A 23,195-nucleotide genomic window follows, 5' to 3' on the forward strand; every position below is an offset into this window, starting at 1 on the left:
ACCGCTTATTCCTATATTACTTCGCTAATAAATACGCTCTTAACTTCTCAAAATCATTTACCATTGTGTCGGAAAGTAATGGGAGTTTATTGTGCTTATCCAATGCCTCTGGTAGTGGTAGCTCGATATTTAAAATACGTTCTACCGATTCTTTAAATTTCGCTGGGTGGGCGGTGCAGAGGAAGATGCCTGTTTCATCGGCTTGTAACTGATCTTTTAACGCTTGGTAAGCGATTGCACCATGCGGTTCACATAAGTAGCCTTCCGCATATTCCGCTTTAAGCGCAGTTTCTGTTTCGTCATCATTTAATGCAAGAGAGCCAAGATCGGCTAAGTCCCAGTTATTACGTTTAAATAACTCTTCCACACGAGGCCAGTTGTTTGGTCGGCTTACGTCCATTGCGTTAGAAAGGGTGGCAACGGTTGCATTCGGTTCCCATTTTCCAGAACGTAAGTAACGAGGCACGGTGTCGTTAGCATTAGTTGAGGCAATAAAACGTTTGATTGGTAATCCTAAAGTTTTGGCAATCAATCCTGCAGTTAAATTACCGAAGTTACCACTTGGCACAGAAACCACGACGTTATTGCGTTTTTCTTTTGGTAATTGTGCGACTGCTTCGAAGTAGTAGCAAACTTGTGCAAGTAAACGGCTGATGTTAATCGAATTTGCAGAGTTTAGCCCGATTGCTTGGCGTAATTCTTCATCATCAAAGGCTTGTTTCACAAGGGCTTGGCAAGCATCAAAATCAGACTCGATCGCCACTGTGCGAATATTGCCACCAAGGGTACAGAATAATTTTTCTTGAAGTGGGCTGATTTTACCTTTTGGATAAAGAATAACGACGTTGATATTTTCTAAACCATAAAAAGCGTGAGCCACTGCTGCACCTGTATCGCCAGAGGTTGCAGTTAGAATCGTGATTTTTCCATCGCCACGCACTGCTGCAAGGGCTTGTGCCATAAAGCGACCACCAAAGTCTTTAAATGCTAATGTTGGTCCGTGGAAAAGTTCTAATGCGTAGATATGATCATTTACTTTGGCTAGTGGAGCAGGGAAGGTAAACGCATTTTTTACCATTGCGTTTAAGGTTTCGGTTGGGAGCTCGTCTCCAATTAATGCTGAAAGAATTTTTTGGCTACGTTCAACAAGTGGTAAATCAAGTAATTCGTCAATATTGGTTAAAGTTGGAATCGTTTCAGGGAAGAATAATCCTTGATCCTTACCTAGCCCTTGGCGTACGGCTTGGGCAAAATTCACCTGTTCTTCTGGGTGTTTGATATTGTATAAATTCATTCAGCAATCCTTTTTGTTATAAAAATAAAGAAATTGTTTTGATTTTATCTGTTCCCCTTTGTTAGTCAATGTAAAAGCGGTATCATTTGAGCAATTTTTTGCAAATTAAGGGGCAAACAATGAGAAACACACAACGCACACTGGCTATTCATAAACACATTGCTTTAGTGGCTCACGATAGTTGTAAACAGAGCTTATTGGAATGGACTCAAAAGCATGCGGAATATTTAAAACCACATAAGTTATATGCAACGGGGACTACGGGTAATTTGCTCTCTAAAGAAACGGGATTAGAAATTAAGTCTTTGCTAAGTGGTCCAATGGGAGGCGATCAGCAGTTGGGAGCATTAATTGCCGATAAAAAAATTGATATGTTGATTTTCTTTTGGGATCCAATGAATGCTGCACCACATGATCCTGATGTAAAGGCGTTAATGCGTATTGCGACAGTGTGGAATATCCCTGTGGCAATTAATCAAACTTCGGCTAACTTTTTATTGGCATCAACATTATTTGGGCAAGAAGTAGATATTGAGATTCCTGATTATGAAACATATTTGAGAGAACGTTTAAGTTAGTTTATAGGTTTTATCGCATAATCATTGTATGATTTGTGTATTAAGTTTGAATCAAAGAGGTAAAAATGAGATGTGAATGCCAATTAGTGACTCACAAAAATCCTGATTTATGTGTGGCTCTAACACAATATCGTTTAATTGAAGTGGCGGGTGTAGATGCCGAGAAATTTTTGCAAGGGCAATTAACCTGTGATGTAACAAAGCTTGCAGAAGGTGAGCATACACTCACATCTCATTGTGACCCAAAAGGTAAAATGAGTGCATTATTCCGTTTATATCGCCAATCTGCCGATCAATTCTTTATGATTATTCTGCAAGATTTATTACCCGAAGCCTTGGCTCAATTAAAAAAATATGCGGTATTTTCTAAAGTCACCTTTACTGAATTGGATACGCCATTATATGGCACAACAAGCGGTGAGATGATTGCAAACTTTAGCAATAAAGTGACCGCTTGCATTATCCTAGATGAGCAGAAACGTGCGATATTTTGGGGCGATGTTTCCCCTGAAACAAATGGCGAGGCGACACGTTGGGATTTAATTGATATTCAACAAGGTGTACCGTTACTTTATAAAGCGAATCAATTTGAATTATTACCTCAAGCGGCCAATGTGCAATACCTTGAGCAAAGTATTTCTTTTACAAAAGGCTGTTATATCGGGCAAGAAACCATTGCTCGTGCGAAATATCGTGGGGCAAATAAACGTGCGATGTTTACCCTTGTCGGTAAAATTGAGAGCGAGATTGCCTTACCCGAAGTGGCATCAAGTGTTGAAATGCGACTAGGCGAAAACTGGAAAAGCACAGGCACGATTTTAGCTTCTGTAAAAGATGAAACTACCTTATGGGTGCAGGTTGTATTAAATCGTGATATTGAACCAGATAGCCTTTTCCGTATTGGTGATACAAAACTGAGCATTTACTCACTTCCTTATGCTTTGGATGAAAATTAATGATGGAATTTATTTATCCCCAAGCAAATTTGATTGCAGGTGTTGATGAAGTGGGGCGAGGTCCTTTGGTTGGAGCGGTTGTTACTGCTGCGGTAATTTTAGATCCAAATAATCCGATTGAAGGCTTGGCAGATTCCAAAAAATTATCAGAAAAACGCCGAATCGCTTTAGCGGAAGAGATTAAGAAAAAAGCATTGAGTTGGTCGTTAGGTCGAGCAGAGCCAGAAGAAATCGATCAGCTCAATATTTTACACGCTACAATGTTAGCCATGGAACGCGCGGTAGCGGGATTACACATTCAACCTGATTTTGTATTGGTTGATGGTAATCGTATCCCAAAATTTTCTATTCCAGCGCAAGCGGTAGTAAAAGGCGATAGCTTAGTGGCAGAGATCAGTGCGGCGTCAATCATTGCAAAAGTCACACGTGATCAGGAAATGGCAGAATTAGATAAAATTTATCCTGAATATGGTTTTGCCAAACATAAAGGATACCCGACAAAATTACATTTTGAGAAATTAGCGGAATTTGGTGTCACACCTTATCATCGTAAAAGTTTTGCTCCAGTAGCGAGACTCTTAAATCAATAGTAAATAGGAATAGCATGAAAGAATCGGATATTTATCTACAAAGTTGTCCTGAATGCGATACGTTAGTGAGTATTACAAAAGAGTTGAATAATCAGACCGCTTGTTGCCCGAATTGTCATCACGTTTTACACTCTGGTGGACGTTGGAGTTTAGGTCGTTGTAGTATTATTGCATTTGCGATTCTTATCCTTTTACCTCTCGCCTTATATTTTCCATTAATGCACATTGATTTATTGGGTGTGAATTTATATGCATCGGTGTGGGGAGGAACTTGGAAAATGGCAACCTCCGGTTTCCCTTATACCGCTTTTATGATCTTATTTTGTTCAGTCATTATGCCGTTGGCGTTTGTGTTGCTGATATTGGCTTTACGTTTTCAAAAATGGATTGAATATCGCCCTCGCTATACGCTTATATTCCTAACAAAAGCAAAACAATGGGTAATGTTGGATGTGTATTTGGTCGCATTAGGTGTAGCGGCTTTTAAAGTGAGGGAGTATGCACCGCTCTCTTTTGACTTGTATTTAATTCCATTTTTATTAGTGACATTACTCACAACATTATTATTTACTAAAATTGATCCGAAGCAGTTATGGAATGATTTTTACCCAGAATATTATGCGTTAGAGCCGGAGCATTGTACCCATTCTACTCACTATACGTTGTGTCACGTATGTGATTATACCTTTGATGCCAATATTATTGATATGAAGGGGCAACACCGCTGTCCTCGTTGCGAAAGTAATTTAGATGTACCAGAAAAGGTTAAATTACAACGGGTTTGGGCGACCTTACTGGCTGGTGTTGTGATGATGATTCCAGCTAACCTTTTACCGATTTCTTCCACGGAATTTGCGGGCTCAACTTCCGCAGATTCATTGATGAGTGGTGTACTGTTATTTATTTCTATGGGTAGTTATGCCGTTGCGGGCATTGTATTTGTGGCAAGTATTGTTGTGCCATTTAGTAAAGTTGCAGTGATTTTATATCTTTTATTAGCGATTCATTTCCGCTGGAAACATTCGATCCACTGGCAAATGAAACTACTGCACTATGTTCACTTTGTTGGACGTTGGTCAATGCTTGATTTATTTGTATTAGCATTGATGATGTCTTTAGTAGAACGTGGACAAATTATTAGCTTCTCAGTAGGAGATGCGGCTTTTTATTTTGGGGCGGCGGTATTTTTAACTATGATTTCTTCTTCTAATCTTGATGCCAAAATGTTATGGGATATTCATTATGGGCATAAAAAAGAGGAGTCTGAAGCAAGCGGTTAGATTTGAACAAACTTTTGCAACAGTTTATACTGGCAAACTTAATTTATAATAATTTAAAAATAGGAGCACATTATGATGCGTGTTGATACTTCAGAACTTTGTGATATTTATTCAGATCAAGTCGATGTCGTCGAACCCATTTTTTCTAGCTTTGGGGGCAGACCTTCTTTCTATGGAAAAATCACAACAGTAAAATGCTTTGAAAGCAATGGATTGATTGCTGAAGTGTTGGAAGAAGACGGTCAAGAACGAGTGCTGCTTATTGATGGCGGTGGTGCAGTTCGTCGAGCATTGATTGATGCGGAATTAGCCCAATTAGCCGTAGATAATGGATGGGAAGGGATTATCGTTAATGGTGCCGTACGTCAGTTAGATGTACTAGAAACATTAGATATCGGTATTCAAGCCCTAGCACCAATTCCAGTGGGTGCAGATGATAGCATGGTGGGTGAAGTGGATACGCCAGTGAATTTTGGTGGTGTCAGTTTCTTACCTGAAGATTATGTTTATGCCGATCTCACAGGGATCATTCTCTCTCCTGAATTACTTGATTTCTCAGATGAAGATGAGGAAGAAGAGTAATATTTCTTATCCCATTCTATAGTGAAAACTGCCAACAATTGTTGGCAGCTGATTCAATTTTTCGCTTTATTTCTGCTTAATATACTTTTCAAAGATTTCTATTAATTCTTCTCGGCTGTAATTCGCTTTCAGTTCGTTTTGGATAATCTCAATAAATTGATTAACCTCTGTGATTGTAATTTGTTCTGAGTGTTTGCTATACATTCTGTAATACACATTGTTATGTAATGAATGAATAGCGTCATTCGTGAAACATGACATAATCAGATGATTTCGCCAAATGCTTTTAGGATTCTTATAGCAGTAAAAATTCCCCATTTCAAAATCGGCATCAACGTTTTCAATTAGATTAAATTGGTAGATATTGAAGTACTGATCTTTTTCCTTTCTTTGCAGAGTGTATAGTCCCTGATTATCGTATGATAGCTGATATTCTGTATTTAAGTGACCGATCGAAGAGGGATTCTTTTCATCAAATTTAATGATAACACTTGGACTACGAAACCCAACGCCAACATCTACCAAATATTTCTCACCTTGATAATGTAAGATTGTGACTCGATGGGTCATTGGTATTTTGGGAATATCGTTATTTAATATACGAGCTAGGTGTTGCGTTACTTTAAAGCCAAAGTGTTTTAATACTTCATACATCAATTTATTGTGTTCAAAGCAATAACCTCCTCTTTTATTTACAACGATATTGTTATATGCCGATTCAAGATCAATCGGAACATCTTCGGCAAGCAACACTTTGGGATTACCAAAAAAATAACGTTTTAAATGCGCTAAGGCTAAGTCAGAAATATCTTCTAGTGTGGTGATATTTTTAGTGATATTAAGGTCGGCTAAGTAATGTTGAATAATATTTTGTGTATCCATTTAAACTCCTATGAATTTTATCGTCGTGATGTGAACGATTAAAAATTCACATAAAAATCTTGAGTAAGTTCTTTAAATTCTTCGCTATATTGATGATTTTCTTGGTAGATCACGAGTTGCTTATCAGCACATACTTTATCTACCCTTGAGAAAGTCAAAATGATCCGTTTAGCAAGTTTGTTTGGTGTAGATTGTATCGTATAGCGTTCAATACAATATAAGCCAATTTCTTTGGCTTGCTCAATTAATTTAAGTCCAGCATCAAGTGGCAGAATAAATGTAATTCTCCCTTTGGATGATAGCCATTTTTTTGCTTGAGATAACCAAGTAATATGGTTTTGGGTAATGTTTCTGGCAAGTCCTCGAGCTTTTGTTTTACTGGGTAAACTGTCAGAAAAATAAGGCGGATTCGACACAATAAGATCAAATTGTTGGGTAAACTCTATTTGAGTTACATCACCATGAATGATTGATATTCTATTGTGCCATGGTGTTAATTTTGAGTTATCTGTTGCTTGTGAGTAAGCATCTTGTTCAAGTTCAATGGCCGTAATAGAGGGGAATAATTCAACACAAGCGGTACGTTGTGCCAGCATTATTGCAAGTAATCCTGAACCTGTCCCCATATCTAAAATAGAATGAACATTGTTTATCTCTGCAATCGCCCCAAGTAAAATACTATCAGTGTTTACTTTCATTGCACATTGGTCGTGTGCAATGAAGAATTGCTTAAATTGAAAACCTTTTGACGCCATATTATTTGTTTTAATGATTATTTCTTTCTTAATTTTACGGTTTCAATGGCGTGGTGTTGCCCTTTGACTAAGATTAAATTCGCTCTTTCTCTACTTGGTAAAATATTTTTGCGAAGATTTAACCCATTAATTTCGTCCCAAATTTTAGAGGCAGTAGCAATGGCCTCTTCTTCAGATAATTTTGAGTAATGGTTAAAATAAGAATTAGGATCTGAAAAGGCACTTCGGCGAAACTTTAAGAAGCGGTTTATATACCATGTTTTCAATAATGATTCATCGGCATCAACATAAATTGAAAAATCGACAAAGTCAGAAACAAAAATATTATGAGGATTAGACGGATTATTCATGCCACTTTGTAGTACGTTTAATCCCTCTAAGATAACGATATCTGGTTGATCGACCTCATTAAATTGATTAGGAATAATATCGTAGGTTAAGTGAGAGTAAATAGGGGCTTTTACATGTCGTTTACCTGCTTTGATGTCCGAAACAAAAGCAATTAATTGATGAATATCATAGGACTCAGGAAACCCTTTTTTATGTAATAAGTTTTTTTGTTCTAAAATATTTAATGGATATAGAAAACCATCTGTTGTAATCAGAGATACTTTACGATCTTGAGGCCAGTGAGATAGAAGCGCTTGTAAAATACGTGCGGAAGTACTTTTTCCAACGGATACGCTTCCTGCAATACTGATGATAAAAGGCACTTTAGGCGCCTTTATATCTAAAAATTTATGTAGGACCTGCTGACGTTTAATATTTTCATCAATGTAATAATTAATTAAACGGGCAAGGGGAAGATAAATTGTGCTGACTTCATCTAAAGATAAGTCTTCATTAAAACCGAGTAGTGGTTTTAAATCTTGCTCAGTGAGCTTTAATGGCACAGATTTTCGTAATGCAGCCCATTGTTGACGATCAAAAGTAAGAAAAGGCGTCAGTTTTTTTGTTTTTTGCAAATTCATCGCGATAAATATCTTGATAAGGATAGCAATAGTTTATCTTTTATGTCATCAAATATACAGTACAAATCACCAAATAAACTTCTTTATCAGATTACCAGTATTAAAAATATTTAAAAAACAAACATTCTGCGTATTTTGCAATCGAAAGAAACTAAAAATTTAACTTTTTTTAAAAAAAGACTTGCAAGCTTTTCTGAAAGCCCTATAATGCGCACCACTTGCTTATGACAACGCAATAATGCCGACTTAGCTCAGTAGGTAGAGCAACTGACTTGTAATCAGTAGGTCACCAGTTCGATTCCGGTAGTCGGCACCATTAACAACGCAAAGTCAGCAGGTATTCAATTAATGTGGAGGGATTCCCGAGCGGCCAAAGGGGGCAGACTGTAAATCTGTTGGCTCAGCCTTCGAAGGTTCGAATCCTTCTCCCTCCACCATCTCATAATTGAATCCTAAATGGGAAAGACGAATTTAGAACAAGCGGGCATCGTATAATGGCTATTACCTTAGCCTTCCAAGCTAAAGATGCGGGTTCGATTCCCGCTGCCCGCTCCAGCGCTGATATAGCTCAGTTGGTAGAGCGCACCCTTGGTAAGGGTGAGGTCGGCGGTTCAAATCCGCCTATCAGCACCAGTAACTATTCTATTTTCATTTCTCTTTAGTAAACATAATAGTATTTATTTCTACATTTGGTTAATGTGGTAACGTACCATCGTAACCGTGTTTGTTTAGAGGGACTTTATAAAATGTCTAAAGAAAAATTTGAACGTACAAAACCGCACGTTAACGTGGGTACAATCGGCCACGTTGACCATGGTAAAACAACTTTAACAGCAGCAATCACAACTGTATTAGCGAAAAAATTCGGTGGTGCAGCACGTGCATTCGACCAAATTGATAACGCGCCAGAAGAAAAAGCGCGTGGTATCACCATCAACACTTCACACGTTGAGTACGATACAGAAACTCGTCACTATGCTCACGTTGACTGCCCGGGACACGCGGACTATGTTAAAAACATGATCACAGGTGCGGCACAAATGGATGGTGCTATCTTAGTAGTAGCAGCAACAGATGGTCCAATGCCACAAACTCGTGAACACATTCTTTTAGGACGTCAAGTAGGTGTACCATACATCATCGTATTCTTAAACAAATGTGATATGGTTGATGATGAAGAATTATTAGAATTAGTTGAAATGGAAGTTCGTGAACTTCTATCTCAATATGATTTCCCAGGTGACGATACACCAATCGTACGTGGTTCAGCGTTACAAGCATTAAACGGTGTGCCTGAGTGGGAAGAAAAAATTGTTGAATTAGCGGGTTACTTAGATTCATATATCCCAGAACCACAACGTGCAATCGACAAACCATTCTTATTACCAATTGAAGACGTATTCTCAATTTCAGGTCGTGGTACAGTAGTAACAGGTCGTGTTGAACGTGGAATCATCCGTACTGGTGAAGAAGTTGAAATTGTTGGTATCAAAGATACAACAAAAACAACAGTAACAGGTGTGGAAATGTTCCGTAAATTACTTGACGAAGGTCGTGCAGGTGAGAACGTAGGTGCATTATTACGTGGTACAAAACGTGAAGAAATCGAACGTGGTCAAGTATTAGCGAAACCAGGTTCAATCACACCACATACAGACTTTGAATCAGAAGTTTACGTATTATCAAAAGAAGAAGGTGGACGTCACACTCCATTCTTCAAAGGTTACCGTCCACAATTCTATTTCCGTACAACAGACGTAACAGGTACAATCGAATTACCTGAAGGTGTAGAAATGGTAATGCCAGGCGATAACATCAAAATGAAAGTAAGCTTAATTCACCCGATCGCGATGGACGAAGGTTTACGTTTTGCGATTCGTGAAGGTGGTCGTACAGTAGGTGCGGGCGTTGTAGCGAAAATCATCAAATAATCATTGATGGATTAAGCATAGATAGGCGTATCGTAAGGTACGCCTTTTGTTTTTCAAATTTGAGTTTCACAACATTCGTATTAAGGTTTAATCAATGTTAATGAAAACGATATCTTACGATACCTTTTTCGAGGTATTAAATGATCCCAACTATATTCTCGTTGATAGTCGTAATAATCAATTTTATAACGGCTTTGCACATAAAAATGTGACGAGAGGTGGACATATTCCCAATGCGATACAATTTAATGTCGATTGGCTTCCTCATATTACTCCATCAAAATTTGTCACTTTTGCTGATGATAAAGGTTTAGATAAATCTAAAATATTAATTATTTACGATATAGATTTATTTAGAGCAACAGATCTAGGTAAGAGTCTTTTACTATATGGGTATCGTGTTTTAATTTTTCCCCATTTTTTACAATATATACAGAGTAACCAACCGCTTGCCAGTTTCCCTAATTTTCAATATAGCGTTTCCGCAGAATGGTTAAATCATCTACTTACCGATAAAATTTTCAAAACGAATGATCACCAAGATTTTATGTTATTCCACGTATCTTGGGGAAAACGAGAGGATTCTGAAGATTATAAAAGCCATATCCCCACAGCTTATTATTTTAATACAGATTGGATTGAGTCTGGACCGATATGGAATTTGTTAGCGGCAGAAGAAATTAGGAAAAATCTACTAGATAATGGTATTACGCAAGATAAAAGCATTATCCTCTATTCAACAAATCAATTAGCGGCTTATCGCATATTTTGGGTTTTGCTGTGGGCAGGAGTAAAGGATGTTCGTGTATTAGATGGTAATTTCTCTGCTTGGCTATCCTTAGGTTTTGAGATTGAAGGAAAAGTAAATTATCCAATGAAAGAGAATGATTTTGGTGGGATGATACCTTTAAATCCACATTTCAATATTTCTACTCCAGCAGATATTCTTTACCTCCAACAACAAGGGCTTAAATTAGTCAGTAATCGATCTTGGCGTGAGTATATTGGTCAAACAAGTGGCTATGCTTATATTCAAAGAAAAGGTGAACCGATGGATGCTATTTGGGGATTTGCTGGAACGGATGCATCGAATATGAATGATTATTTTTCACCAGATGGTACGTTACGTAATCCTGATGAAATATTTCAGTTGTGGGAAGAGCAAGGAATTCAAAAGGATGATTTTTTAGCTTTTTATTGTGGCACAGGTTGGCGAGCGAGTATTGCTTGGTTTATCACTCAGTTAGCAGGATGGGAAAAGACAGCGGTGTACGATGGTAGTTGGAATGCTTGGCAGATGGATGAAAGATTACCGCTTAAAAATGAAAGTATTCAGTCAAAGAAACCTAATGCTAGAAATGATTTTAAGTAAGAAAGGACAATAAAGCGGTAAGATTATGCAAAAGTTTTACCTGATCTTACCGCTTGTTTTACATTAGTATTTTGAGCCAATTTTCTGAATATGACGATTAGTTGCAATTTGTGCTGACAACCAACCGAGGAAAATGGTGGAAACAATAATCAAGACTACTTCACTGAAATCAAAGGCATGTAATTCAAATTTGACGGTAAACATATCAGTGACATAGCGTACGACACTGGTGAAATAGCTTATGGTCATTAAACTGAAAATGATGGCTAAGATACTGCCTAATAATCCATAAATCATACCTGTGTAGATAAATGGGCGGGAGATAAAATAGTCCGTTGCTCCAAGTAACTGCATTACATTAATAGATACTCGACTATTCGAGACATCGGAACGGACACTATTACTAATCACTAAGAAAACCGCTACAAACATGAGTAAGGTGCAAGTTATCGAAATTCGAGCAATAAGTTGAGTTAATGAGGTTAATTTTTCCAGCCAACCATTATCTAATCTGACTTCTTGAACGCCTTTTATTTGCTGTAATTCATTACGGAATGTGAGCATATCGTCAGTGGAAGTAAATCCCTTTTTGGGTTTTAAAATAACGACTGCTGGAAGAGGGTTATTATCCAATACTTCTAATGCCTCGCCAAAGCCAGACCAAGTTTGAAAGTCTTCGAGACTTTGCTGACGTGAAATATAATCAAGAGATTCGATTTTATCCGTATCAAATTGGCGAATATTATCGACTACCGTATCTATATCATGATCTGATAAATTTTTATGGAGATAAACCGTTAATTCTGGCTCAGGATAAAATTCATCAGCAGCTTGTTTGGTATTTTTCCAAAGGAGATAACTAATAGTTGGAATAGTTAAGGAAACAGCAATAACGAGAACAGTTAGAAATGTGCCTAGTTTACGTTGTTTCAGATCTGACCATACCGAACGTAAAATATAACGGGTTTGTGTGTTTATTGAATCAAGCATTATTTTTTAACCTTTTAAGTGACCTTCTTCTAAGACTAAACAAGGTTTAGGGCGTTGTGCGATAATATTCGTATCATGGGTAGCAACTAAAACAGTTGTACCTGTTTGATTAAATTCTTCAAATAAACGGAAAATTTCAAAGGAAAGTTTATCATCTAAATTTCCAGTAGGTTCATCAGCAAGTAATAGCTGTGGGCGATGAACAATGGCTCGAGCAATATCTACTCGTTGTTGTTCTCCACCAGATAGATGCAGAGGGCGGAAATTTGCTTTATTCTCTAGACCTACTCGAGCCAAAGCCATTCTTGCTTCTCTTTCTACGGTAGTTCGGTTTAGGCCCATGATGATTAGCGGTAATGCGACATTGTCTAAAATAGAACGATCCGTGAGTAAGCTATAATTTTGATGTACCATCCCAATATGACGGCGTAGGAAGGGTAATTCATGTTCAGCTAAACGAGTAATGTCATGTCCATTAAAGATAACTTGTCCACCATTGGCACGTTCTATCCCCATAATCAGTTTGAGTAGAGTCGTTTTGCCTGCTCCTGAATGTCCCGTAATATATGCCATTTCACCTTTTGGTAAGTGAAAGCTGATCCCTTGTAATGCGGGTTTTCCTCCGCCTTTATAGGCTTTACTTACATCGGTAAATGTGATCATTATTTTTCATCCTCATGACTAAATAGTGCTTCGATAAATTCATTGGCATCAAATTGACGTAAATCTTCAATTTTTTCACCGACACCAATAAAACGAATTGGGAGTTTAAATTGATCAGCGATAGCAAAAATAACACCACCTTTGGCTGTACCATCTAATTTAGTTAGGGTAATCCCAGTCAGTCCAACGGCTTCATTAAAGAGTTTCGCTTGGCTAATCGCATTTTGTCCTGTTCCTGCATCCAAGGTTAACATAATTTCATGGGGAGCAGTTTCATCGTATTTTTTCATAACACGGACAATTTTCTTCAATTCATCCATTAAATTATTTTTATTTTGTAAACGTCCTGCGGTATCAGCAATTAGCACATCAATCCCTTTTGCCGCGGCAGATTGCATTGCATCGAAAATCACTGAGGCAGAATCTGACCCCGTGCTTTGTGCCACGACAGGAATGTGATTACGCTCACCCCATACTTGTAACTGTTCCACCGCAGCAGCTCGGAAAGTATCACCAGCTGCTAACATGACTGATTTTCCTTCTGCTTGGAATTTACGTGCGAGCTTACCAATCGTGGTTGTTTTACCTACGCCATTTACCCCAACCATCAAAATGACATAAGGTTTTTTATCGGTAATGACTAATGGTTCTGCAACAGGAGTAAGCACATTTGCTAGTTCAATTTTTAATTGTTGATATAATAATTCAGCATCTTGTAATTGCTTTTTAGAGGCATGTTGAGTGAGGTTATTAATAATTTTTGTGGTTGTCGGCATACCTAAATCAGCAATTAAAAGTTGTTCTTCTAATTCTTCAAATAATTCATCATCAATTTTCTTACCACGGAAGAAATTACGGAATCCTGAACCAATATTTTCTTTGGTTTTGATTAATCCTTTGATTAATCGGCTGAAAAATCCACCTTCACTGGTTGGTTTTTCTTGGTATTCATCATCTGTGGTTGATTCTATAGATTCAGTCGAGGATTGTTCTATTTCGACAGAAGGTTGAATATCGACCACTTCATTTTGTTCTTCGTGAACATCATCATTTTCTGGTGTAGTAATAGTAGTTAATTCGGTAGTTTCCTCTGTAAGAATTTCAATCTGTTCTTCAGCAGGTTGCTGTGACGTGGATGATTCAATATGCTCTACAGATTGATTTTCTGTAATTGCACTACTTTGATTTTCATCTTTTTCATCAATAGGAGCCAATTCTTCGGCAGTTTCGGTAACTAATTCTGTATCTCGTTGAGAGGTTGGAACTTGTTGTTCCTCCTCTGCTGTTGTAGTGGTTGATTCCTCTACTTTTTCTTCTTTTTCCCCCAAGCCCAACCAAGACCAAAATCCTTTTTTCTTTTTATTTTCTGCCATTTGCTCTTTTCTCCTAAATTAAAAATCCATTTTACTCAAAAATGGAATACACTATTCCCCATAGTTTATCATTTTTTAGCAATGGTTTTTGTGGTTTGATATGAAAAAAGTAAGGATTTCTAAACAAAATTCATCAATGGGTGAAGTGCGTGTGATTGCAGGGTTATGGCGAGGTCGTAAATTACCTGTATTAAATGCAGAAGGATTACGCCCAACCACAGATAGAATGAAAGAAACCTTATTTAATTGGTTAATGAGCGATATTCCTCACTCTCGTTGTTTAGATTGCTTTGCTGGCAGTGGTTCACTTGGTATTGAAGCCTTGTCTCGTCAGGCGCAAGCGGTCACTTTCTTAGAAAAATTTGTAGGTGCTGCGAATCAATTAAAAAAGAATCTAGTGAGTCTAAAAACAGAGAATGGGCGAGTAATTCACACCGATAGCCTACAATTTCTTGCACAAAAAAATAGTGAAGATCCTTTTGATATCATTTTTGTGGATCCCCCGTTTCATTTTGGATTTGTTCCACAAGTATTGGATCGCTTAGAAAAGTATAATTGGCTTGCAGAAAATGCGTTGATCTATGTGGAAACAGAAAAGGAACATCCTCCTTTGAGTTTACCTAATAATTGGCGAATTATTAAAGAAAAGGTAACAGGGCAAGTTTTATCGCGATTGATTTTAGTTGAATAAGACAAAAATGTGATCTTTTTCAAAAATTAGACAAATAGCATTACAAATGAAGTGAATTTTCTTATATAATTTTAAGATTGAAGTTTTATTCCAAATTATAACTATCAAGGAGGTTATATGCGTTTAGTTCCTTTAGATTCTGCCGAGCAAGTAAGTCAATGGTCTGCTCGTTATATTGTTGATAAAATCAATGCTTTTAAACCAACTGCAGATAAACCTTTTGTATTAGGATTACCAACAGGTGGTACACCTCAAAAGACTTATCAAGAATTAATTAGATTGCATAAAGCGGGCGAAGTCAGTTTTAAACACGTTGTGACTTTCAATATGGATGAATATTTAGGTTTACCGAAAGAGCATCCTGAAAGTTATCATACATTTATGCATGAAAATTTATTTAATCACATTGATATTCCAGCGGAGAATATTAATTTACTTGATGGAATGACCGATGATGTTGATGCTGAATGCGAACGTTATGAAGCAAAAATTCGCTCTTATGGCAAAATTCATTTATTTATGGGTGGAGTAGGTGTTGATGGACATATCGCATTTAATGAGCCCGCCTCTTCACTTAGCTCACGTACACGTATCAAAACATTAACGGAAGATACGCTAATCGCAAATTCCCGTTTCTTCAATAATGATGTTAATCAAGTGCCAAAATTCGCATTAACAGTCGGTGTGGGTACATTATTAGATGCGGAAGAAGTGCTTATTTTAGTAACAGGTTATAACAAAGCATTAGCTCTACAAGCTTGTGTTGAAGGTCCAGTAAATCATATGTGGACAATTAGTGCGTTACAAATGCATAGAAGAGCAGTAGTTGTATGTGATGAACCTGCTACACAAGAGCTTAAAGTAAAAACAGTGAAATACTTTAAACAGTTAGAGCAAAATGTAGCTCGTTAGGACTCGTTAGGAGTAGGAGAAAATTATGAATCATTATGCGTTAACTAACAGTGTTATTTATACAGAAGATGACGTCCTTTACCAACACGCTGTTATTGTTAAAGATGATAAAATTGAAGCAATAGTACTTGAAAAAGACTTAGATTCTTCACTTCCAACTGTGGATTTAAAAGGAGCAAATCTTACTGCTGGATTTATTGATTTACAGCTAAATGGTTGTGGTGGCGTGATGTTTAATGAAGACATCAGTGTACGCACTCTTGAAATTATGCAAGAAACTAACTTGAAGTCAGGTACAACAAGTTATTTGCCTACTTTTATTACTTCACCAGATGAAGATATGAAACAAGCAATTCAAGTAATGCGTGATTATTTGGCGAAATATAAAAATCAAGCATTAGGATTACACTTAGAAGGACCTTACTTAAGCGTTAAGAAAAAAGGGGTACATCGCCCAGAGTTTATTCGTGAAGCAAGCGATGAGATGATCGATTATCTTTGCAAAAATGGCGATGTGATCACTAAATTAACCTTAGCCGCAGAAAATAAAACAGCAGATCATATTAGTAAATTTGTTGATGCAGGTATTATAGTTTCTATTGGACACACCAATGCGACTTATGAAGAAGCAATGCAACGCTTTAAAGAAGGTGCAAGTTTTGCAACGCATTTACATAATGCAATGTCACCAGTCAGCTCAGGACGTGATCCGGGTGTAGTCGGTGCGGTATTAGATAGTGACGTATATACAGGTATTATTGCTGATGGTCATCACATTGCATGGAGTAATATCCGCCTTGCGAAAAAAGTAAAAGGTGAAAAATTAGTGCTAGTGACTGATGCTGTTGCGCCAGCTGGGGCAAATATTGATTCCTTTATCTTTGTAGGTAAGAAAGTATTATTCAAAGATGGAAAATGTATTGATGAATTTGGTAGCTTAGGTGGATCCGCTGCAACAATCATTGAATCTATTGAAAATGTGGTTCAACATGTGGGAATCTCCCTTGAAGAAGCAATTCGTATGTGTACGATTTATCCTGCAAAAGCGATCCATGTTGACGATCATTTAGGATCCATTAAAGCAGGTAAGATCGCAAATTTAGCCGTGTTTGATCACCATTTCAAAGTGCTAGGCACAGCCGTTAATGGCGAATTTAAATGGGCTAACTAAAAATCATCACGATAAATAAGTAATCTTAGGTTTAATAAAGGTTGTCTGAATGGATTTATTCGGACAACCTTTTTTATATACAGTGTGACTTTTATAATAATGCGAGAAATTTTCATTTTTCTCAAAATGTTACTTGCTCTATGAGCAGTTTTTGCGTAAAATCGCACACCTATTTTATGTGAATTTAAAAGTGCTGAAACGCGTAGCGAAAAGCACAGATTAGCGGAGTAAATATGTACGCAGTTTTCCAAAGTGGCGGCAAACAACACCGAGTAAGCGAAGGTCAAGTTGTTCGTTTAGAGAAACTTGAAGTAGCGACTGGTGAGAAAGTTGAGTTTGACTCAGTGTTAATGGTCGTTAATGGTGAAGATGTTAAAATTGGTACCCCAGTTGTTGCTGGCGGTAAAGTAGTAGCAGAAGTTGTTTCTCACGGTCGTGGCGATAAAGTTAAGATTGTTAAGTTCCGTCGTCGTAAACACAGCCGTAAACAACAAGGTCATCGTCAGTGGTTCACAGAAGTGAAAATCACTGGGATTCAAGCATAATTTCAGAGGAGATCAAGTAGATGGCAACTAAAAAAGCTGGTGGTTCAACTCGTAACGGTCGCGATTCTGAAGCTAAACGCCTTGGTGTTAAACGTTTCGGTGGCGAGTCTGTTTTAGCAGGTAGCATTATCGTTCGTCAACGTGGTACTAAATTCCACGCGGGTACAAATGTAGGAATGGGTAGAGATCATACTTTATTTGCAACTGCAGACGGTAAAGTAAAATTTGAAGTTAAAGGCGAAAAAAGCCGTAAATACGTAAGCATCATTGCTGAGTAATCTTCAAATTAAGAATAAGAAAACCTCGCTAAATTGGCGGGGTTTTTTGTATTGGAAGAAGTAAAAAAATATGAAACAACAACCCATTCTTGGTTTTTTTCTTGCATTAATAACCGTAATTCTATGGAGTACGCTGCCTGTTGTATTGCAGCCTTTATTGACTGCAATGAATGCACAAACGATAGTGTGGTTCCGATTTGTGACAGCCGCGATTGGTATTTTCCTCATTTTACTTTTTACAAAAAAATTGCCTAAACTGACCGCTTTAACCAAGAATTATCGTTGGCTTATTATTTTAGGGATAGTTGGGCTTTCGGGAAATTTTTATTTATTTAACTTTTCGTTAAATTATATTCCCGCAGCGGCAGGTCAAGTATTAAGTCCACTTTCCTCTTTTTCAATGATCCTAAGTGGGATCTTTTTGTTTAATGAACGCTTAGGGTTACATCAAAAATTAGGATTAGTCCTACTACTTATTGGATTAGCACTATTCTTTAACGATCGCTTTGGTGATTTTGGTGAAATGAATAGCTATGCCCTTGGGATCTTGCTGGGTCTTGGAGCAAGCTTTATTTGGGTAGGTTATGGTATCGCTCAAAAATTGATGCTAAAAGAGTTTAGCTCACAACAAATTTTACTCTTTATTTATATTGGGTGTGCCGTCGTTTTCACCCCTTTTAAAGAGGTGGAGCAAGTGAGCAACCTTACGCCGTTTACATGGGGATGCTTAATTTTTTGTTGTTTAAATACCATCATTGCTTATGGATGTTACGCAGAAGCGTTAAATCGTTGGGAAGTAGCGAAAGTCAGTATGATAATGCCTCAAATGCCGATTTTAACGATTATTTTTACTGAGTTAGCGTATTTGATTGATCCTGAGCATTTTACTGAGCCAGATTTAAATATGTTGAGCTATATTGGTGCAGGGTTAGTTGTACTCGGTGCATTATCGGCTGCCGCAGGACACAAAATAATTTACCGTCGTCAGATGCGACGGATTTAATAGATTGCTCGAAAATTGCAAAAGATAAGCGTGATCTTACCGCTTATCTAATATTTTGAGCAGACAGGAGAAAAAATGAAATTTATAGATGAAGCTCTGATTCGAATTGAAGCAGGCGATGGTGGAAATGGATGTGTGAGTTTCCGCCGTGAAAAATTTATCCCAAAAGGCGGGCCTGATGGTGGTGATGGCGGTGATGGCGGTGATGTTTATTTAATCGCAGATGAAAACTTAAATACCTTAATTGACTACCGTTTCGAAAAACGTTTTGCGGCAGGTCGTGGGGAAAATGGACGTGGTTCAAATTGTACAGGGCATCGTGGCAAAGATATCACATTGCGTGTTCCTGTTGGAACAAGAGCAATAGATAACGATACGCAAGAGATTATCGGCGATTTAACCAAGCATGGCATGAAAATGCTCGTTGCAAAAGGCGGATTCCATGGTTTAGGCAATACGCGCTTTAAATCCTCAGTCAATCGCGCGCCACGTCAAAAAACAAATGGGACACAAGGTGAAAAACGTGATCTGATGTTAGAGCTTATGCTTTTAGCCGACGTTGGAATGTTGGGCTTACCAAATGCAGGAAAATCGACCTTCATTCGTGCTGTATCAGCAGCGAAGCCAAAAGTTGCTGATTATCCATTTACCACGTTAGTACCAAGCTTGGGTGTGGCTCGTGCAGGTTCTGATCGCAGTTTTGTGATTGCAGATATTCCAGGGCTAATCGAAGGTGCAGCAGATGGGGCTGGCTTAGGTATTCGTTTCTTAAAACATTTAGAGCGTTGCCGAGTATTGATTCATCTAGTCGATATTATGCCGATTGATGAAAGTGACCCAGCGGATAATATTTCAATTATTGAATCTGAACTTTATCAATACAGTGAAAAATTAGCAGATAAACCACAATGGCTTGTTTTCAACAAATTAGATGTGATTGGCGAAGAAGAGGCAGAAAAACGAGCTGCTGAAATTGCAGAGCAAATTGGCTGGGAAGGCGAATACTATATTATTTCTGCTGCTACGGGAGATAATGTTCAAGAGTTATTACACAATATTATGGACTTTATCGAAGCCCATCCACGTATTGAGGAAGAAGATAAACCAGTCGAAGAAGTCGAATTTAAGTGGGATGATTATCACCAACAAGCGATGAAAAATCCAATTACTGAAGACGATTGGGATGACCTTGATGACGATGGATGGACAGAAGAAGATGATGAAGGTGTTGAATTTATTTATCGACCTTAATTTATCCTAATTCACCCTAATTCACGGTAATAAAAATCCTCTGATAGTTTTCTGTCAGAGGATTTTTTTATGCTATTTTCTTGTGAAATTAATATTTCTCAAAAATCACTTTCTTTTCAGGATCTGCCATATCAATTCTTTCTTTTGCCTCTTTGTGATCTTCCTTATCAACATCTGGCGTATCTTGAATATTTTCAGCTTCAGGCTTGAATTGGAAACTACCATAAACAGGGAAGTGATCGGAACCAATTTCAGGCAATACTCGAATTTCACGCATCATAAAATCGTTACTATGGAAAATATGATCCAGTGGCCAACGTAAAAAAGGATATTTCGCATGGAAGGTACTGAATAAGCCACGTCCGATACGAGGATCAAGCAATCCACTAGTCCGTTGGAATAAACGAGAAGTAGATGACCATGCCACGTCATTCAAATCGCCGAAAACTAACACTTCTTTATTGTTGTTTTTGATCTCTTGCCCCACTAACAGCAATTCTGCATCTCGATTGGTCGAAGTAGCACTTTCAGTTGGGGTTGGCGGCATGGGGTGCAAACAATAGAAATGAATCCACTCACCAGAAGGTAAACAAGCCTCCGTATAGATGGAGGGAATATCTTCTTGCACCCAATGGCGAACTTCGGTGTTGCGTAATGGTAAGCGGCTATATAAATGCATTCCATATAAATTATCCAATGGAATTTTTACCGTATAAGTATAGCTTTTTTCGATTGGAGCCAGTTGCTCTTCCCACCATTTATCACTTTCTAGGGTGAGTACCACATCAGGTTGCCATTTTTCAATTAATGCCAACAATTTATGGGCTTCTCGATTAGGCGTTAATACATTGGTCGTCAATAGTGAAATACTGCGTTCATCTTGCTTACCATGATATTGAATTACCTGCTTTTTCGCTAAGCGAGTATAAGCAGAAATCTCCCAAAGCTGATAAGCAAAACAGCCAATATTGAGTAAGTGCAGTATGACAGATAACCATGTTGGCTCAACATAAAAGAAGTAGCTAAGCACCAAGCAGATCAGATTCAGAAATGCGATTTGTAAACGCGGAAAATCAAAGATCCGAACTGTCCAATGGTTAATCGGCAACAGTGGTAGCAAAGTTGCTACCACGGGTAAGCAGTATAGTATTGTGAGTAGAGTGTTTGTCATGTCTTATAAAAATATAGAGAGTAAAAGACTAAAATTATATTATTATTTAATAATCTAGCAATTCATCTATATTATCTTCCTTATCTTTATGTTTTATTTCTAAATAATCTTTTATCTTGTCTAAAGTATTTATTCTATTGATAAATAGTTGTTTGTAAATAAAATTTAATATCAATGAATATTCATTATAGTCTAGTCTTGATTTTATAGATTCAAGTTTGACATGCAATACTCTAGATGATAATTTGTCATAACTATTATTAATTATATTGTATGTTTCTATAATTTTTTTAGTGATTTTTTTTATCTCTTTTGGTATTTGGGTTTCTGATAGCATAATGGATTGGGATTCTTCATTAGTGAATTCTATTTTTTCAAATAGGAACATCCATAAATCTTTGTAAAAATCGGTATGATTATAATGAGATATATTTGTTATTTTATAGTTAAATAGTATGGTTTGATTAATGTTTTTATTTTCACTTTTTGTTTCTATTATGAAAAAGGAGGTCATTATGTCAAATATTTTTAACTCCTTTTCGGATAGATTTAAATTTATTTTAATATTAGCTTTGTTTTCTTTTATTTTAGGTATTATCCAGTTTTTCTCTAGAAATTCACTGTTCATGTCATAAAGCATACGATGTATGTTACTATTATTAGATAATATAGTTTTATCTATTAACTTATATATTTTCTCAGGGTTGTTTAATTCTTTTAAGTATAAAGCAGAAAAATATTCTTGAAATGACCTATGAGAAAAAGTAACATTAATACCATCATTATGTAATAGGCATAAGTTACTCATTATATCTTGTAATACATCTCCCGCTTTTATATTTTCTTTTCCCAAACTTTTAAGTCCTTTATGTAGTATTTCTTTTGCTTTATCTTTGGGAATGGTAATTTCATTTTTAATATGAGTATTAATAGAAAAGTAAGCTAATACTTTTCTAAAATCATTAATATCCATGCCAGATCTTGACTTTCTATAGTATGAGCTTTTTAACGCATCATGTTTGCGAAATAATGTTAGAAATGCCTGCTCATAAAACAAATGTATTTTTCGTGGTATTTCGGCAAATTCTTCAAATGACATTAGCATCATAGTTAATAGTAAAGGATTTCCTACAAAGCTTTTATGTGTTTTATAAAGTTTTTTATCTATTTCTTGTATAAATTTATTTTTTAAATTTTCATCATATCTTAATTTTTTAATTAGTTCTTTTGCTTGTTTTTTACTTAATTCGTTCATGTTAAGTACATAGAATTGCTCCCATGATTGAAATATTTCTTCTGGTCTACTAGAAATTAATATTCTAATATCACTATATTTTTTTGATATTTCTAGTATTTCTCTAGTATACTTTTCTCTAATGTCAAAGTCTATTTCATCAAACCCATCCAGAATAAATAATATATTTCCTTTTTTTATTAGTGATTCTAAATTGCTACTAGATATTTTTTCATTTATATAAGATATTTCATTGCATATGTATTCTATAAGAGTGGCAGATGCATTGTTTTTTAATTCTCTTAGTTCGATGAATATTGGATATATACCATTTGCATTATTAACCATTTCAAGAAATATGCTTTTGCAAAATACAGACTTCCCTATGCCAGCTGTTCCAGATAATATTACTCTTTTATTTTTTAATATGAAGTCCTTTATATTATGATCTTTAAATACATTTTCTGTACGATCATTATCTATAAATGTTACAGAGTTTCTTACATAACATTCTGATAATTTAACAGGCTCATTTCTATAAAGTAATGTTTTCATAATAGAAAGCTTTTCATATCTTGAGTTTAGATAACTACTGAAAATAGATTTTACTTTATGTGCTTGACGAAAATAAGAAATAGAGTCAATAGCTTTATTTATTATAAGTGAGGTTATTTCATCAGGGATTACATTATTCATATTTAATTAATATCTATATACTTATC

General features: G+C 36.6%; 23 protein-coding genes and 4 tRNA genes. 18 read left to right on the forward strand and 9 right to left on the reverse strand.

Going from position 1 to position 23,195, the window contains the following annotated elements; all coding sequences use genetic code 11:
- Positions 1-16: 16 nt before the first annotated feature.
- Positions 17-1,294, reverse strand: a complete 1,278-nt coding sequence (gene thrC / locus A6A10_RS01150; RefSeq protein ID WP_121123218.1) for a threonine synthase — start codon at positions 1,292-1,294, stop codon at positions 17-19.
- Positions 1,295-1,413: 119 nt separating this feature from the next.
- On the opposite strand from thrC, the gene mgsA reads away from it, so the two are divergent.
- The 5 genes from mgsA to rraA all read left to right on the forward strand — a co-directional run bounded on the left by mgsA (position 1,414) and on the right by rraA (position 5,280).
- Positions 1,414-1,872 carry a methylglyoxal synthase gene (gene mgsA, locus A6A10_RS01155; protein WP_121123220.1) on the forward strand — a complete coding sequence of 153 codons (459 nt, stop codon included), beginning with the start codon at positions 1,414-1,416 and terminating at the stop codon, positions 1,870-1,872.
- A gap of 65 nt (positions 1,873-1,937) precedes the next feature.
- A complete protein-coding gene (gene ygfZ / locus A6A10_RS01160) occupies positions 1,938-2,828 on the forward strand; it encodes a CAF17-like 4Fe-4S cluster assembly/insertion protein YgfZ (RefSeq protein ID WP_121123223.1) in 891 nt (296 codons plus the stop codon).
- Complete coding sequence (gene rnhB / locus A6A10_RS01165) at positions 2,828-3,418, forward strand: ribonuclease HII (protein ID WP_121123224.1); 591 nt, start codon at positions 2,828-2,830, stop codon at positions 3,416-3,418. The genes ygfZ and rnhB overlap by 1 nt, the downstream gene beginning before the upstream one ends.
- 14 nt (positions 3,419-3,432) lie before the next feature.
- Positions 3,433-4,698 (forward strand): paraquat-inducible protein A, encoded by a 1,266-nt coding sequence (locus A6A10_RS01170; RefSeq protein WP_121123226.1) that lies wholly within the window; start codon positions 3,433-3,435, stop codon positions 4,696-4,698.
- A gap of 75 nt (positions 4,699-4,773) precedes the next feature.
- Positions 4,774-5,280, forward strand: a complete 507-nt coding sequence (rraA, locus tag A6A10_RS01175) for a ribonuclease E activity regulator RraA (protein WP_121123245.1) — start codon at positions 4,774-4,776, stop codon at positions 5,278-5,280.
- 66 nt (positions 5,281-5,346) lie between these two features.
- On the opposite strand, the gene A6A10_RS01180 is transcribed toward rraA, so the two are convergent.
- Genes A6A10_RS01180 through coaA form a run of 3 tightly spaced genes read right to left on the reverse strand, consistent with a single transcriptional unit; the run spans position 5,347 to position 7,888 of the window.
- Complete coding sequence (locus A6A10_RS01180) at positions 5,347-6,162, reverse strand: arylamine N-acetyltransferase family protein (protein WP_121123228.1); 816 nt, start codon at positions 6,160-6,162, stop codon at positions 5,347-5,349.
- A gap of 38 nt (positions 6,163-6,200) precedes the next feature.
- Entirely contained in the window at positions 6,201-6,917 is a 717-nt protein-coding gene (locus A6A10_RS01185; RefSeq protein WP_121123230.1) for a tRNA1(Val) (adenine(37)-N6)-methyltransferase, read from the reverse strand.
- Between the two features lie 17 nt (positions 6,918-6,934).
- Positions 6,935-7,888, reverse strand: a complete 954-nt coding sequence (coaA, locus tag A6A10_RS01190) for a type I pantothenate kinase (protein ID WP_121123232.1) — start codon at positions 7,886-7,888, stop codon at positions 6,935-6,937.
- A gap of 240 nt (positions 7,889-8,128) precedes the next feature.
- On the opposite strand from coaA, the gene A6A10_RS01195 reads away from it, so the two are divergent.
- From A6A10_RS01195 to A6A10_RS01220, 6 genes are all read left to right on the forward strand, one after another.
- A tRNA-Thr gene (locus A6A10_RS01195) sits at positions 8,129-8,204 on the forward strand.
- 36 nt (positions 8,205-8,240) lie between these two features.
- Positions 8,241-8,325: transfer RNA gene (locus A6A10_RS01200), tRNA-Tyr, on the forward strand.
- Between the two features lie 43 nt (positions 8,326-8,368).
- Positions 8,369-8,443: transfer RNA gene (locus tag A6A10_RS01205), tRNA-Gly, on the forward strand.
- A 2-nt stretch (positions 8,444-8,445) separates the two neighbouring features.
- Positions 8,446-8,521: transfer RNA gene (locus A6A10_RS01210), tRNA-Thr, on the forward strand.
- A gap of 113 nt (positions 8,522-8,634) precedes the next feature.
- The gene (gene tuf / locus A6A10_RS01215) at positions 8,635-9,819 is read left to right on the forward strand and encodes an elongation factor Tu (RefSeq protein ID WP_121120754.1); all 1,185 of its coding nucleotides are present in this window, start codon (positions 8,635-8,637) and stop codon (positions 9,817-9,819) included.
- A gap of 94 nt (positions 9,820-9,913) precedes the next feature.
- Positions 9,914-11,191, forward strand: a complete 1,278-nt coding sequence (locus A6A10_RS01220; RefSeq protein WP_229583606.1) for a rhodanese-like domain-containing protein — start codon at positions 9,914-9,916, stop codon at positions 11,189-11,191.
- A 63-nt stretch (positions 11,192-11,254) separates the two neighbouring features.
- Here A6A10_RS01220 and ftsX read toward each other — a convergent pair whose 3' ends face one another.
- Genes ftsX through ftsY form a run of 3 tightly spaced genes read right to left on the reverse strand, consistent with a single transcriptional unit; the run spans position 11,255 to position 14,217 of the window.
- Positions 11,255-12,181, reverse strand: coding sequence for a permease-like cell division protein FtsX (gene ftsX, locus A6A10_RS01225; RefSeq protein ID WP_121124327.1), 927 nt, complete (start codon positions 12,179-12,181; stop codon positions 11,255-11,257).
- A gap of 6 nt (positions 12,182-12,187) precedes the next feature.
- Positions 12,188-12,844: a cell division ATP-binding protein FtsE gene (ftsE, locus tag A6A10_RS01230; protein ID WP_121124329.1), complete on the reverse strand. Its 657-nt coding sequence runs from the start codon at positions 12,842-12,844 to the stop codon at positions 12,188-12,190.
- Positions 12,844-14,217 (reverse strand): signal recognition particle-docking protein FtsY, encoded by a 1,374-nt coding sequence (gene ftsY / locus A6A10_RS01235; RefSeq protein ID WP_121124331.1) that lies wholly within the window; start codon positions 14,215-14,217, stop codon positions 12,844-12,846. Before ftsY ends, ftsE begins: the two co-directional genes overlap by 1 nt.
- Before the next feature lie 100 nt (positions 14,218-14,317).
- Here ftsY and rsmD point away from each other — a divergent pair, with 100 nt between their 5' ends.
- The 7 genes from rsmD to cgtA all read left to right on the forward strand — a co-directional run bounded on the left by rsmD (position 14,318) and on the right by cgtA (position 20,068).
- Positions 14,318-14,908, forward strand: coding sequence for a 16S rRNA (guanine(966)-N(2))-methyltransferase RsmD (rsmD, locus tag A6A10_RS01240; protein WP_121124333.1), 591 nt, complete (start codon positions 14,318-14,320; stop codon positions 14,906-14,908).
- 117 nt (positions 14,909-15,025) lie between these two features.
- The gene (gene nagB, locus A6A10_RS01245) at positions 15,026-15,820 is read left to right on the forward strand and encodes a glucosamine-6-phosphate deaminase (RefSeq protein ID WP_121124335.1); all 795 of its coding nucleotides are present in this window, start codon (positions 15,026-15,028) and stop codon (positions 15,818-15,820) included.
- Positions 15,821-15,845: 25 nt separating this feature from the next.
- Entirely contained in the window at positions 15,846-16,991 is a 1,146-nt protein-coding gene (gene nagA / locus A6A10_RS01250) for an N-acetylglucosamine-6-phosphate deacetylase (RefSeq protein WP_121124337.1), read from the forward strand.
- A 233-nt stretch (positions 16,992-17,224) separates the two neighbouring features.
- Positions 17,225-17,536 (forward strand): 50S ribosomal protein L21, encoded by a 312-nt coding sequence (rplU, locus tag A6A10_RS01255; protein WP_121124339.1) that lies wholly within the window; start codon positions 17,225-17,227, stop codon positions 17,534-17,536.
- Between the two features lie 20 nt (positions 17,537-17,556).
- Entirely contained in the window at positions 17,557-17,814 is a 258-nt protein-coding gene (gene rpmA, locus A6A10_RS01260; protein ID WP_121124341.1) for a 50S ribosomal protein L27, read from the forward strand.
- 70 nt (positions 17,815-17,884) lie between these two features.
- Positions 17,885-18,817 carry a DMT family transporter gene (locus tag A6A10_RS01265; protein WP_121124343.1) on the forward strand — a complete coding sequence of 311 codons (933 nt, stop codon included), beginning with the start codon at positions 17,885-17,887 and terminating at the stop codon, positions 18,815-18,817.
- 75 nt (positions 18,818-18,892) lie between these two features.
- On the forward strand, positions 18,893-20,068 hold the full coding sequence (cgtA, locus tag A6A10_RS01270; RefSeq protein WP_121124345.1) for an Obg family GTPase CgtA: 1,176 nt from the start codon (positions 18,893-18,895) through the stop codon (positions 20,066-20,068).
- Positions 20,069-20,156: 88 nt separating this feature from the next.
- Here cgtA and A6A10_RS01275 read toward each other — a convergent pair whose 3' ends face one another.
- Entirely contained in the window at positions 20,157-21,239 is a 1,083-nt protein-coding gene (locus tag A6A10_RS01275) for an endonuclease/exonuclease/phosphatase family protein (protein WP_121124347.1), read from the reverse strand.
- 46 nt (positions 21,240-21,285) lie between these two features.
- Positions 21,286-23,169, reverse strand: a complete 1,884-nt coding sequence (locus A6A10_RS01280) for an NACHT domain-containing protein (RefSeq protein ID WP_121124349.1) — start codon at positions 23,167-23,169, stop codon at positions 21,286-21,288.
- Between the last annotated feature and the right edge of the window lie 26 nt (positions 23,170-23,195).

This window comes from Otariodibacter oris (assembly GCF_009684715.1).
Taxonomy (GTDB): Bacteria; Pseudomonadota; Gammaproteobacteria; order Enterobacterales; family Pasteurellaceae; genus Otariodibacter; species Otariodibacter oris.

Excerpts from the sequence above, each read along its gene's own strand:
- mgsA (WP_121123220.1), top strand. The coding sequence starts at position 1,414 with ATGAGAAACACACAACGCACACTGGCTATTCATAAACACATTGCTTTA.
- ygfZ (WP_121123223.1), top strand. The coding sequence starts at position 1,938 with ATGAGATGTGAATGCCAATTAGTGACTCACAAAAATCCTGATTTATGT.
- coaA (WP_121123232.1), bottom strand. The coding sequence starts at position 7,888 with ATGAATTTGCAAAAAACAAAAAAACTGACGCCTTTTCTTACTTTTGAT.
- rpmA (WP_121124341.1), top strand. The coding sequence starts at position 17,557 with ATGGCAACTAAAAAAGCTGGTGGTTCAACTCGTAACGGTCGCGATTCT.
- rraA (WP_121123245.1), top strand. The coding sequence starts at position 4,774 with ATGCGTGTTGATACTTCAGAACTTTGTGATATTTATTCAGATCAAGTC.
- A6A10_RS01280 (WP_121124349.1), bottom strand. The coding sequence starts at position 23,169 with ATGAATAATGTAATCCCTGATGAAATAACCTCACTTATAATAAATAAA.
- nagB (WP_121124335.1), top strand. The coding sequence starts at position 15,026 with ATGCGTTTAGTTCCTTTAGATTCTGCCGAGCAAGTAAGTCAATGGTCT.
- ftsX (WP_121124327.1), bottom strand. The coding sequence starts at position 12,181 with ATGCTTGATTCAATAAACACACAAACCCGTTATATTTTACGTTCGGTA.
- tuf (WP_121120754.1), top strand. The coding sequence starts at position 8,635 with ATGTCTAAAGAAAAATTTGAACGTACAAAACCGCACGTTAACGTGGGT.
- ftsE (WP_121124329.1), bottom strand. The coding sequence starts at position 12,844 with ATGATCACATTTACCGATGTAAGTAAAGCCTATAAAGGCGGAGGAAAA.
- A6A10_RS01170 (WP_121123226.1), top strand. The coding sequence starts at position 3,433 with ATGAAAGAATCGGATATTTATCTACAAAGTTGTCCTGAATGCGATACG.
- rplU (WP_121124339.1), top strand. The coding sequence starts at position 17,225 with ATGTACGCAGTTTTCCAAAGTGGCGGCAAACAACACCGAGTAAGCGAA.
- ftsY (WP_121124331.1), bottom strand. The coding sequence starts at position 14,217 with ATGGCAGAAAATAAAAAGAAAAAAGGATTTTGGTCTTGGTTGGGCTTG.
- nagA (WP_121124337.1), top strand. The coding sequence starts at position 15,846 with ATGAATCATTATGCGTTAACTAACAGTGTTATTTATACAGAAGATGAC.
- A6A10_RS01275 (WP_121124347.1), bottom strand. The coding sequence starts at position 21,239 with ATGACAAACACTCTACTCACAATACTATACTGCTTACCCGTGGTAGCA.
- A6A10_RS01185 (WP_121123230.1), bottom strand. The coding sequence starts at position 6,917 with ATGGCGTCAAAAGGTTTTCAATTTAAGCAATTCTTCATTGCACACGAC.
- thrC (WP_121123218.1), bottom strand. The coding sequence starts at position 1,294 with ATGAATTTATACAATATCAAACACCCAGAAGAACAGGTGAATTTTGCC.
- A6A10_RS01180 (WP_121123228.1), bottom strand. The coding sequence starts at position 6,162 with ATGGATACACAAAATATTATTCAACATTACTTAGCCGACCTTAATATC.
- A6A10_RS01265 (WP_121124343.1), top strand. The coding sequence starts at position 17,885 with ATGAAACAACAACCCATTCTTGGTTTTTTTCTTGCATTAATAACCGTA.
- rnhB (WP_121123224.1), top strand. The coding sequence starts at position 2,828 with ATGATGGAATTTATTTATCCCCAAGCAAATTTGATTGCAGGTGTTGAT.
- A6A10_RS01220 (WP_229583606.1), top strand. The coding sequence starts at position 9,914 with ATGTTAATGAAAACGATATCTTACGATACCTTTTTCGAGGTATTAAAT.
- cgtA (WP_121124345.1), top strand. The coding sequence starts at position 18,893 with ATGAAATTTATAGATGAAGCTCTGATTCGAATTGAAGCAGGCGATGGT.
- rsmD (WP_121124333.1), top strand. The coding sequence starts at position 14,318 with ATGAAAAAAGTAAGGATTTCTAAACAAAATTCATCAATGGGTGAAGTG.